This is a genomic window from Nitrobacter sp. 62-13 (genome assembly GCF_001896955.1).
GTDB lineage: Bacteria > Pseudomonadota > Alphaproteobacteria > Rhizobiales > Xanthobacteraceae > Nitrobacter.
This window is the reverse complement of sequence record NZ_MKRN01000173.1, coordinates 21585-33435: the sequence shown is the minus strand read 5'-3', so window position 1 is coordinate 33435 and position 11851 is coordinate 21585. Positions and strand designations below refer to the sequence as shown.

Annotated in this window: 9 protein-coding genes; 6 read left to right on the top strand and 3 right to left on the bottom strand. The window is 63.0% G+C overall.

Annotation, left to right across the window (positions count from 1 at the left end; genetic code table 11):
• Positions 1-352: 352 nt before the first annotated feature.
• The gene (plsY, locus tag BGN91_RS12065; RefSeq protein WP_292613455.1) at positions 353-943 is read left to right on the top strand and encodes a glycerol-3-phosphate 1-O-acyltransferase PlsY; all 591 of its coding nucleotides are present in this window, start codon (positions 353-355) and stop codon (positions 941-943) included.
• Between the two features lie 16 nt (positions 944-959).
• On the opposite strand, the gene BGN91_RS12060 is transcribed toward plsY, so the two are convergent.
• The gene (locus BGN91_RS12060; protein WP_292613453.1) at positions 960-1139 is read right to left on the bottom strand and encodes a hypothetical protein; all 180 of its coding nucleotides are present in this window, start codon (positions 1137-1139) and stop codon (positions 960-962) included.
• Positions 1140-1334: 195 nt separating this feature from the next.
• Between BGN91_RS12060 and dprA the strand changes: the two genes are divergently transcribed.
• Positions 1335-2453 carry a DNA-processing protein DprA gene (gene dprA, locus BGN91_RS12055; RefSeq protein ID WP_292613451.1) on the top strand — a complete coding sequence of 373 codons (1119 nt, stop codon included), beginning with the start codon at positions 1335-1337 and terminating at the stop codon, positions 2451-2453.
• A 121-nt stretch (positions 2454-2574) separates the two neighbouring features.
• Here the strand turns inward: dprA and BGN91_RS12050 are convergent, their stop codons facing one another.
• The gene (locus BGN91_RS12050; protein WP_292613450.1) at positions 2575-3834 is read right to left on the bottom strand and encodes a hypothetical protein; all 1260 of its coding nucleotides are present in this window, start codon (positions 3832-3834) and stop codon (positions 2575-2577) included.
• A gap of 237 nt (positions 3835-4071) precedes the next feature.
• On the opposite strand from BGN91_RS12050, the gene BGN91_RS12045 reads away from it, so the two are divergent.
• Positions 4072-5322, top strand: coding sequence for a cyclopropane-fatty-acyl-phospholipid synthase family protein (locus BGN91_RS12045; RefSeq protein WP_292613449.1), 1251 nt, complete (start codon positions 4072-4074; stop codon positions 5320-5322).
• A gap of 176 nt (positions 5323-5498) precedes the next feature.
• Positions 5499-6989: a replicative DNA helicase gene (locus BGN91_RS12040; protein ID WP_292613447.1), complete on the top strand. Its 1491-nt coding sequence runs from the start codon at positions 5499-5501 to the stop codon at positions 6987-6989.
• Between the two features lie 795 nt (positions 6990-7784).
• Here BGN91_RS12040 and BGN91_RS12035 read toward each other — a convergent pair.
• Positions 7785-8597 (bottom strand): outer membrane protein, encoded by an 813-nt coding sequence (locus BGN91_RS12035; RefSeq protein ID WP_292613446.1) that lies wholly within the window; start codon positions 8595-8597, stop codon positions 7785-7787.
• A gap of 451 nt (positions 8598-9048) precedes the next feature.
• Here BGN91_RS12035 and alr point away from each other — a divergent pair, with 451 nt between their 5' ends.
• Both alr and radA read left to right on the top strand, forming a co-directional pair.
• Positions 9049-10236: an alanine racemase gene (gene alr / locus BGN91_RS12030; protein WP_292613445.1), complete on the top strand. Its 1188-nt coding sequence runs from the start codon at positions 9049-9051 to the stop codon at positions 10234-10236.
• Between the two features lie 27 nt (positions 10237-10263).
• Positions 10264-11715 carry a DNA repair protein RadA gene (radA, locus tag BGN91_RS12025; protein ID WP_292613444.1) on the top strand — a complete coding sequence of 484 codons (1452 nt, stop codon included), beginning with the start codon at positions 10264-10266 and terminating at the stop codon, positions 11713-11715.
• Positions 11716-11851: the final 136 nt, after the last annotated feature.

Below are 11851 nucleotides of genomic sequence, written 5' to 3'. Positions count from 1 at the left end.
CAAATCGCAATCCAAGAACACGCCGTTCGACGAATCCCGCTTCTCGGGCCGCGTCGTCCGCACCATCGTCGGCGGCCGCACCGTTTTCGAGCACGTCTGAACACTATCGCGTTTCGAACGAGGAAGCGCCCATTCGCTCGACAAAATCCGCGTTAGATCAAAATCATACAGCTCTCGCTTCTGATGCCGTCAGAAGCAGAAGGCGCTGCTGGTTGCAACTTGCAAAAATCATTGCTCGCGCAGGTCGTTACGGTCGAATTTCGATACTCCGGACGATCTGAATATCTGCCGTGGCGCGACCATGCCGATCTATGGTTTACATCTGCGGCATTGACGCCCGGAGCCCTTTGCGATGTTTCCCAACGGCCTGATTGCCTTCGTTTTCGGCTATCTGCTCGGCTCGATTCCATTCGGAATGATCCTGACGCGGATCGCGGGCACGCAGGACCTGCGTTCGATCGGCTCGGGCAATATCGGCGCGACCAATGTGCTGCGGACCGGGCGCAAGGGCCTCGCGGCGGCAACGCTTCTTGGCGACATGGTGAAGGGCACCGTTGCTGTGGCGGTCGCAGGACTTCTCTCGGGACCGGGAGCAGCGATGGCCGCGGCGCTGGGCGCATTCCTCGGCCATCTGTTTCCGGTGTGGCTCAAATTCCGCGGCGGCAAGGGCGTTGCAACCTATATTGGCGTGCTGCTCGGCCTGTTCTGGCCGGCAGCGCTGGCTTTCTGCGCGATCTGGCTGCTCGTCGCGTTCACGACGCGTTATTCGTCGCTGTCAGCGCTGCTCGCCAGCCTCGCCACCCCGCTGCTGTTGTGGGGGCTGGGACACCCGCAATTTGCGCTGCTGTTCACGGTGCTGACGATGCTGCTCTGGTTCAAGCACCGCGAGAACATCAGCCGTCTTATCGCTGGCAGCGAAGGCAAAATCGGTGCGAAGGCCTAGACTTGCAGACAGCCAGCTATCGCGGGGTGATGCTGGTAATGTTGCCCTCAAGGTCAACGGTGAAGGTGAGGCCCAACGCGGTGAATTGACCGCCGCGAGCGTCGATGACGTCGGGATTATTGACCGGCGTCCACTTCATACCGCCGCTGACGGTATTCATTTCCCCGATATCGAGTTGGCGAATGCTGTTGTCCATGATCGTCTCCATTCCTGGGTCGACGACTCCCGTCGACGCAGCAACAAGCATAATGCGATGCGCCGACCGCGGCCGTGAGGCACCTCACATTGCCGGGCTGGTCTCGTCCCGTGAATCTGACGATAACGATGACTGCATCCAACGGTTGTCCCCGCAGCCAAGTTGGGCAAATGTTCCAGCAGCTTGGGGGCAGGCGTGGAAATCGCGAATTCAGACAGACGGCTGAACGAAGCGCAGCGAATCGACTGGCTGCGGCTGATACGCTCCGAAAACGTCGGGCCGCGGACTTTTCGTTCGCTCGTGAATCATTTCGGCAGCGCCCGTGAGGCGCTGAACCGCCTGCCCGATCTGGCGCGACGCGGGGGCGCTTCACGTCCGGCCCGGCTATGCGGCGAAGCCGAAGCAATGGACGAGTTGGCCGCCGCCCGGCGGATCGGCGTCAGCCTGCTGGCGCCGGGCGAGGCCGGCTATCCGCCGCACCTCACGACCATCGACGACGCGCCGCCGCTGCTCGGCGTGCGTGGCAACCTCGCTGTCATGGCGCGCCCGATGATTGCGATCGTCGGCTCGCGCAACGCGTCCGGCGCCGGTCACAAGTTCGCGCAGGTGCTGGCGCACGATCTCGGCGAAGCCGGTTTCATCATCGCGTCGGGACTGGCGCGCGGCATCGATCAGGCTGCGCATCGCGCAAGCCTCGCGAGCGGCACCATCGCGGTGCTGGCCGGCGGCCATGATCGCATCTATCCGTCCGAGCATGAGGACCTGCTTGCGGCCGTATTGGAAGACGGCGGCGCGATTTCGGAAATGCCGATGGGGCACGTGCCGCGCGCCCGCGATTTTCCGCGGCGCAACCGCCTGATCTCCGGCGTCGCCCTCGGCGTTGTCGTGATCGAGGCGGCGCATCGCTCGGGTTCGCTGATCACGGCCCGTATCGCCGCCGAGCAAGGCCGCGAGGTCTTCGCCGTGCCGGGTTCGCCGCTCGATCCCCGCGCCGCCGGCACCAACGATCTCATCAAGCAGGGCGCGACGCTGATCACGGAAGCGTCCGATGTCATCAACGCCGTGCGGCCGATCATGGGGCGGCCGATCGACCTGCCTGCGGGAGAACCGGATTACGATGGTCCCGAAACCGAAGAGCCAGTGGCGAGCGACCGCGCGCGCATCATTGGTCTGCTCGGCCCCATGCCGATCGGGCTCGACGATTTGATCCGGATGGCGGATTCCTCGCCGGCGATCGTACGCACCGTCCTGCTTGAACTGGAACTGGCCGGGCGACTGGAGCGCCTCGGCGGCGGCCTGGTCTCGCTGATCTGACGGCGACCAAGACACCTCGAAGAAGCGATCGGTTCGCCCCTTCCCTCAACCCCACGCTCGCGCGAAGAACGGGCGAGACCGGAAGATGCTCATAGAGCCTCAGCTTCTGATTCGAAGCTCTCTATTCCGAGGTCGGCGCGGACGATCCGTCGGGAGTTGACGACGACTCGGATGAGGTAGTGGACCCGGCCTGCGAGGATGGCTCCTTCGGAGACGCCGCCGGCTTTGCCGGCTCAGCCGAAGTCGACGGCGACGATGGAACCGCAGCACCGGTGGGAGCCGGCGTGGGACTCGCGGCCTCGGACGGCGGCTTCGCGTCGCCCTCGCCGGCCTTCGGCGCCGGCGTCACCGCCGGAACGGGATCGGCGCGCAGCGGAACCGCCTTCGGCTCGCCGGGGCTCGCAGCCTCGACCGGCTTGCTGGCATCGGATGCGCCCGTTTCGGACTTGGCCGCCTCAGGCTTGACCGCCTCGGGCTTGGCCGCCTCGGGCTTGGTCCCCGCCGATTTGCCTGCGTCGGAATTCTTGGTTTCGGCCGTACCGGCACTCCCGGAATTGGTCAGATCAGGATTGGATGCGTCTGGCTTGACTGCGTCGGTCTTCTTACCCGCCTGCTCCGGGCCGGCTTTGTCGTCGGCCGCTTGATCCTTGGGAGTTGTCGCTTTCGGCGCTTCCGTTTTGGACGCTGCGTCCTTACTCGTCTCTCCCTTGGCGGGTTCTACGGCGGATGGCGCGCCCTTCGCCGTTTCCGGTTTCTCGACGGCATTGTCTTGAGGCTGACCGGCGGCGCCGGCTTTCGGCGACTCGTCCGGCGCCTGCTTGCCGCGCTTGCCCAGCTTTTTTCTGGTTGCGGGTTTGCCCGCCTCCCGCGTGCCGGTAACGGAATCCTCCGAAGCCGGCCGCGCGGCCTCCGGATTCTCGGTCTCGGGTCGCGCACGGCGGCCGTGCCGCCGGCTCTTGCGGCCGCGCGGCTCATCCTGAGCGGACGTATCCGCGCTTGGCCGCTCCGCTTCGCGGGACGGCTTCCGGCCCTGACGACGCTCGGCCCGGCTCGGCTCCGATTCCGGTTTCAGATCGCCCGGATGCCGCCTCGGCGTCTCCGCCCTGTAGCGCTCGTCGGTCGCACCGTTGGAGATCAGATAGGCGGCGAGCATTTTGGCCATGTCGGGGCCGGTAGTGTAATGCTGGCGCAGGAAACCCGGCAGCGATCCAGGTGCTACGGTCCTGAGCAATCCGCGAGCGCCTTTATGGCAGGCGGTGCAGTTCCCCGAAAATATCTGCGCGGCCGACTTGCCCGCCTCGAGGTTTTGCGCGGATGCGTGATCGGTGAAACCGACGATCACAACCATCACCGTCGCTAGACTGAGCGCTCGGCTCAACATTCCCATTCTCCCGGTGCGGAATCACCGCGACTGCGGCGGGCCCACCTTTTAGCCAATTACGTTGCGAATGGAAGCGCGCAGAATAACGCAACCACGTGATCACGATTCCGAATATCCGCCCTGCGATCAGTGCATTGGTGGAACAGTTTCCACGGCATTACTATTTTATATGGAACCTGGGCGTCAGCCCCCATAGCCACGGCGGCTGGCGCCTCCTCGTGATGAATGGTGGTTTCGATGGACCGTTTGTTACGGTTTTTTCTGAACCAGTTTGTTCAGCGCGGCTCGATCACATTCGTAACCGCGAACGGCATGACCTTCACGTGCGGCGACGGCACCGGCGAACCGGTGCGGGTGCGGCTGACCACGAAAGAGGTCGCCCGGCAGCTTCTGCTCGACCCGGAAATGTCGTTCGGCGAAGCCTATACCGACGGCACGATGACGGTCGAACGAGGATCGATCGCCGACCTTCTCGCGATCATCCTCGATCAACCCGACGTCATGCCGCGCTGGGCGAGGCTGCAATGGTGGCTCCGCTATCTCGTCCGCAACATCCAGCAATTCAATCCGCGCGGTCGGTCCAGAAACAACGTCGCGCGCCATTACGATCTCGACGGCCGCCTCTACTCGCTGTTTCTCGATGCCGACAAACAATACAGTTGCGCCTATTTCGAAACTCCGGATCTGACGCTCGACGACGCCCAGCTTGCGAAGAAGCGGCACGTCGCCGCCAAGCTTCTGATGGAGCCCACCCACAGCGTACTCGATATCGGCTCGGGCTGGGGCGGCCTCAGTCTTTATCTTGCGGAAATGACCGGCGCTCGCGTCACCGGCATCACGCTGTCGACCGAACAGCTTCTGGTGTCGAAAGCCCGCGCCGAGGAAAAAAACCTCAACCGATCGGCGAAGTTCCTGCTCCAGGATTATCGCGACACGCCCGGACCTTTCGATCGAATCGTTTCGGTCGGCATGTTCGAGCACGTCGGCGTCGATCACTACGATACGTTCTTCAAGCATTGCGCCGAACTGCTCGACCGCGACGGCGTGATGGTGCTGCATTCGATCGGCCGTTCCGAAGGTCCGGGCATCACCAATCCCTGGATCGCGAAGTATATCTTCCCGGGCGGATACATCCCCGCGCTGTCGGAAGTGTTACCGGCGATCGAACGCGCCGGGCTTCTGGTCTGCGACATCGAAATCCTGCGCCTGCATTATGCGGAAACGCTGAAGGCCTGGCGCGAGCGCTTCATGGCGCGGCGCGAGGAAGCGGTGCGGCTTTACGACGAGCGGTTCGCGCGGATGTGGGAATTCTATCTGGCGTCTTCGGAGATGTCGTTCCGCAAGCAGAACCTGATGAATTTCCAGATCCAGATCACCAGGAGGCAAGGCATCGTGCCGATGACGCGGGACTATATCCCGCGCGGTGAAGCCAAACTGCGGGGCACCGAGCGAAAACAACGTCCGCGGCTTCAGATCGCGGGCGAGTGAACCGATTCGTGCCGGCCGTTCGTCGCTGACGACCGTCAAGTTCGATGCGCTTTCGACTCAAGTTTCGTTCGAGTTGATGTGAGAATCGGGCATAAGGAAGCCGGCATGCTTCCGCCGCCCTGAGCGGCGCTTTATGCGTGCCCCATACTCGAAAACTCCGTCAAAATCGAAAAGCCATGGCTGATTCGAAGATCCTGAAGCTTGCGCCTGATCCGGCAACGCCAGCCTATCGCACCGCGCCGCACAACGTCGAAGCGGAACGAGGTCTTCTCGGCGCCATTCTGGTCAACAACGACGCGTTTTACCGGGTTTCCGATTTCCTCGAGCCGAAGCATTTCTACGAACCGATCCATCAGACGATCTTCGAGACCGCCGGCAGCCTAATTCGCGCCGGCAAGATCGCGACGCCCGTCACGGTCAAGACCTTCGTTCCCGCCGAGACCGACATCGGCGGCATGACCGTAAGCCAGTACCTCGCCCGTCTGGCGGCGGAGGCCACCACGATCATCAACGCGCTCCACTACGGGCGCGCCGTCTATGAACAGGCGCTGCGCCGCGACCTGATTCACATCGGCGAGGACATGGTCAACGTCGCCTACGACGCGCCGGTCGATTTCGCGCCGCGGGCGCAGATCGAGGACGCCGAGCGCCGCCTTTACGAGCTGGCCGAATCAGGCCGCTACGACGGCGGCTTCCAGAAATTTTCTCAGGCGATGAAGATCGCGCTCGACATGGCGGCCAACGCCTATCGCCGCGACGGAAAACTGTCCGGCATCGCCACGGGCCTGCGCGACCTCGACTCGAAAATGGGCGGATTGCAGCAGTCCGACCTGATCATCGTCGCCGGCCGTCCGGGCATGGGCAAGACCGCGCTCGCGACCAATATCGCCTACAACATCGCCAAGGCCCATGAGTCGGAGCTGCAGCCCGACGGCACGATGAAGACCGTCAATGGCGGGATCGTGGGCTTCTTCTCCTGCGAAATGTCGGCGGAGCAACTGGCGACGCGCATTCTCGCCGAGCAGACCAGCATCGCCTCCAGCAATATCCGGCGCGGCGGAATTACCGAAAGCGATTTCGAGAAGATCCGCGATCATACCATCGAACTGGAGCACCTGCCGCTCTACGTCGACGAGACCGGCGGCCTTTCGATTTCGCAACTGACGGCGCGCGCCCGCCGCCTGAAGCGCCAGAAGGGACTCGACGTCTTGATCGTCGACTACATCCAGCTCCTGCAGGGCAGCGGCAAGCGCAGCGACAACCGCGTGCAGGAAGTCACCGAAATCACCACCAGCCTGAAGGCGCTGGCGAAGGAGTTGAACGTTCCGATCATCGCGCTGTCGCAACTGTCCCGTCAGGTCGAGGCCCGCGACGACAAGCGCCCGCAGCTTGCGGACCTGCGCGAATCCGGTTCGATCGAACAGGACGCCGACGTCGTGATGTTCGTGTTCCGCGAGGAATACTACCTCCAGAACAAGGAGCCTCGGCCGGGCACGCCGGAGTACGAGAAGTGGCAACTCGAGATGTCGCTCGTGCACGGCAAGGCCGAAGTCATCATCGGCAAGCAGCGCCACGGTCCGACCGGCACCGTCGAGCTACAGTTCGAGGGGCAATTCACCCGCTTCAGCGACCTCGCGCATGACGGCCACCTGCCCGATCGTATCTAGAGTACCGTATCTAGGGTCAGGACCTTAAATCTGTTGCGAGAGGCTGACGGTTTGATTCAAATGGCGATGTTGGGGGCATCGCCATGCCGGTTTGTTGTTGCCGTCGGAGGCGCAGATGCGCCGGCGGGACCGCAACCGGCACCCATTTCGGCCGGCGGCAGCCATCTTCTCGGCCGGCGGCAGCCATCTTGGTGACTGCTATAGCGCGATGCCGCTAGCAGGCTGTTGAAAAATCTCTGTCGTCATTCCGGACGCCGCGCAAGCGGCGATCAGGAATCCAGAAATACGAAGAAAATCAGTGTGGCTGGATTCCGGGTTCGCACCTTCGTTGCGCCCCGGAATAACGGTTGGAGGCTTTTTCAACAGCCTGCCAGAGCATGATCCCGAAAAATGGAAACCGGTTTTCGGGAGAAGATCATGCTCAAACAAAAGCATAAGCGACGAGTCTGATTCAACAGTTGAAGCAGACTCGAGTCGTCGTCGAGCAATCTCTGTCCGACATTTTTCCAAATAGCTTGTGAGCGATATAGGCGAATTGCGTCGTCACGCTCGGTTTTCAACCGCGCGTCCGCAACGATGCAATCGAGGCGCAGAATCTCGCGCGCGATTCCATCGAGGCCAGGTTACCGACTCAGCAGGCGAGGTCTAGGATCTCGCAATTCCGCTTCTTCCGGCGACGACCGCGGTCGTAACACCGATTCACAAACCGCAAACCAGCCCGGAAAACCGGCAGTTACCTTCACAAAAAAGAGGCCCCGCATGAACGGGGCCTCTCAATCCATACGTCTCTAAAACTTAGTAATGGGAGGCGCTCGGGCCGCCCCAATTGAAACGATAGTTTACGCCAGCCTTCACCGTGTCGATCCGAGTGGAGGAGTCGGCAACCACCGTTCCCCCAAACCCGTTTGCATCGACTTGTATAGCCTTGTGGCCGAGGTCGATATGTTCATACTCAAGCTTGAGGGACCAATTCGGCGCAAAGCCCCATTCGACGCCCGCGCCGGCTACCCATCCATCGTTCTCATATCTTGAGGAAAATCCACCAAATACACCCGCCGGATTTTCTATCATCCCCTCAGATCCGCCGCGCGCCCAAGCCCAACCGCCCTTGCCGTAGAGGAGCCAGTTGTTGAACGCGTAACCGACCCTGCCTGTAACCGTCGCTATTTCGTCGATTCTGTCACTGGACCGTATATCAACCGTCGGAAACACCGGGTCGAGCGTTCGAGATGTCGTTTTCATGCCGGACCAGGTGTATTCCCCTTCTACACCCAAAACGATGTTGTTGAATTGCCAGTTGAACCCTCCCTGCACACCGCCAAGGACACCACTGGGATGATTTCTATTGAACGTCGATCCATTCGGAAACAGACCGGACCCGGCGAGACCTAATCCGCCGAAACCATCATCCAGTACGGTCTGTCTCTGGTCAGCCCAGCCGCCACCGACATGGCCGCCGACATAGAAGCCGCTCCAGTCATAAACAGGCGATACGAAAGGCACGGCAGGAGCCTTGGTATACGGACGCGCCGCCAGATCGGCGGCTGAGGCGGAGCCGATGCCAAGCGCGCAGACCGCGGCGGTGGCGAGGAGAAGCCTTTGCATCATGATGTCATTCCTTCCGGGCGATTCCTGAACATGCCTGCAATTTATCAGGGTGAGGCTCGTACGGCTGTCACCTGATTGCCACAACCGTGATGGAACTCATGTGCGCACACATGGAACTGACAACGTACACCGGTGTGATTGGGAGGGCCGCCGCTTGTCACGTGGCGCGGGCCAGATCGCGCGCCCCTATTAGGAGCGCATATTGCGATCCCAGACACCGAATCTGTGTTGTAGACGGTCGTGAGCTTTTGGCGGCGGTAACGGTGGCAGATTCAACATTCCATTAACCACATATATTGCTAGTGGTCGTTCTCTCCCACGTTCGCAAAAAGGCGCGCGCCGAAACGGCACGCGAATGTCGGATCGGCCACTCACAATAGCGGGCTTACAGTCCGTCTAAGCGCACCGCTCGCGCGGTTGAACCGCCGTACAGCCAAGCGTAGCATGCGGCATGAATCTCATGCCCGATTCCAAAACGACGACCAGCGGCACGCCGGCCGATGCCGACGCGGCTGTTACGGCCGCTGCGGCGATCGGCACCCTCACCGTCGATCTCGGCGCCATCGCAGCGAACTGGCGCAAGCTCGAAAAGACCGCCGTCCCCGCCGAATGCGCCGGCGTCGTCAAGGCTAATGCCTATGGCTGCGGAGCCAGGCCGGTGGTGCGGGCGCTGGCTGCCGCCGGATGCAAGACGTTTTTCGTGGCAACGCTCGATGAGGCGCGCGTCGTCCGCGCCGCTGCTCCCTCTGCCGATGTCTATGTGCTGGACGGCCTCTTTCAGAATTGCAGCGACGCCTTCGCCGCGATCAATTGCCGGCCCGTGATTGGCGACCTTAACGAACTCGCGGAATGGGACGCTTTCTGCCGCCGCACTGGCTGGGCGGGCGGCGCAGCGATCCACATCGACACCGGCATGAACCGCCTCGGCCTCACGCTCGACGAGGCGCAAGGGCTCATTCCGAGGATCGATGCCGGCGATCACGGCATCACGCTGGTGATGAGTCACCTCGCCTGCGCCGAAACCCTCCATCATCCGCTCAACGCCAGACAGGTCGCGGCCTTCCGTGAGATCGCCAGCCAGTTCTCCGGCGTTCCCGCTTCGCTGGCGAACTCGTCCGGGATTTTCCTCGGGCCGCAATATCCGTTCGATCTGGTGCGTCCGGGCGCCGCGCTCTACGGCGTGAATCCCACGCCGGAGGCCGACAATCCGATGCGGCCCGTTGTCGAGTTGCAAGCGCGGATCGCGCAGATCCGGATGGTCGACAAGGGCGAAAGCGTTGGCTACGGCGCGACGTGGACGGCGCGGCGGCCGACGCGGCTTGCCATCGTTGCGGCGGGATATGCCGACGGCTATTTCCGCGCCGGCGGCAGCAATGACGGCACTCGCGGAGCGGACGTCGTGGTGGCGGGAACGCGATGCCCGGTGGCGGGCAGCATCTCCATGGACCTGCTGGCCGTCGACATCACTGACCTGCCGCCTCATGCGATCGTGCGGCGCGGCCATCTGGCGACGCTGATCGGCGAAGGCGTCACCGTGGATGAACTTGCGCACCATTTCGGCACCATCGGTTACGAGGTGCTGACTAACCTCGGCGATCGCTACAATCGAATCTACAAGGGCGGACCAGCCGAGTCGTGAACCCTTGCGCCGAATGCGATCGCTAAAATGGCAAAATCCGCCCTCTCCTTCGTCTGCCAGACCTGCGGCGCGGCGTATAACCGCTGGCAGGGCAAGTGCGATGCCTGCGGCGAATGGAATACGCTCGCCGAGGAGGACTTAACCGGCGCGACGACGATGCCGGTCAGCATCCGTTCCAAGCGGAAAGGCCGGCTGTTCACGCTGGAAACGCTGGCGGGCAAGACGCAGGACGCGCCCCGCCTGTCCTCCGGCATGACCGAACTCGATCGCGTCACCGGCGGCGGATTCGTGCGCGGCTCCGTGCTGCTGGTCGGCGGCGATCCCGGCATCGGCAAATCGACGCTGCTGACGCAGGCGACCAGCCTGCTGGCCCGCGCCGGCCATCGCGCGGTCTATATTTCCGGCGAGGAAGCGGTCGCGCAGGTGCGGTTGCGCGCCGAACGCCTCGGGCTTGCCGACGCGCCGGTGCAGCTTGCGGCGGAAACCTCGGTCGAGGACATCGTCGCCACCTTGTCCGAAGGCGCGGTGCCGCGCCTCGTGGTGATCGACTCGATCCAGACCATGTGGACCGACACCGTGGAATCCGCGCCTGGCACCGTGACGCAAGTGCGCGCATCGGCACAGGCGCTGATTCGCTTCGCCAAGAAATCCGGCACCGCGCTGATTCTGGTCGGCCACGTCACCAAGGACGGCCAGATCGCCGGTCCCCGCGTGGTCGAGCACATGGTCGACGCCGTGCTGTCGTTCGAAGGCGAAGGCTCGCAGCAGTTCCGCATCCTGCGCGCGGTGAAGAACCGTTTCGGTCCCACCGACGAAATCGGCGTCTTTGAGATGACCGGGCTCGGCTTGCGAGAGGTGTCCAATCCGTCCGAACTGTTCCTGTCGGCGCGCGACCTCGGCAGTCCGGGCACCGCGGTATTCGCCGGCCTCGAGGGCACACGTCCGGTGCTGGTGGAATTGCAGGCGCTGGTGGCGCCGACCTCGCTCGGCACGCCGCGGCGCGCCGTCGTCGGCTGGGATTCGAACCGGCTGTCCATGGTGCTGGCGGTTCTCGAAGCCCATTGCGGGGTCAAGCTGTCGGGCTACGACGTTTATTTCAATGTCGCCGGCGGCCTTCGCATCAGCGAGCCCGCAGCCGACCTCGCCGCGGCGGCCGCGCTGGTGTCCTCGCTGACAAACGCCCAACTGCCCACCGACGCGGTTTATTTCGGCGAGATTTCGTTGTCCGGCGCGGTCAGGCCCGTGGCGCAGACCTCGGCGCGGCTAAAGGAAGCAGCAAAGCTCGGATTCGGCCGCGCGGTGCTTCCCGAATCGGCCCGCGGCGACATCGGCAGCGACGCCGGCCTGACGCTCGATAGCGTTGCCGGACTGACCACGCTGGTGGCGGATATCGCCGCGCGCGGACAAGGCCGTCAGGGCCAGGCCATCGATCCGGAGAAAAATGCCACACCGTCCCGATTCCGTCATCAGGACGGCTAAAGCGGGCGTGACCTCCGCATCGGCCGCCGCTATACATTCGGCGCGGCCGCGAGGCCGACGATATGTTGCGCGAAGGTCCTTGCTGGACGTGTCACATGACCGTCAGTCTGGACCGGCAGCGAATGCCGATTCGGTT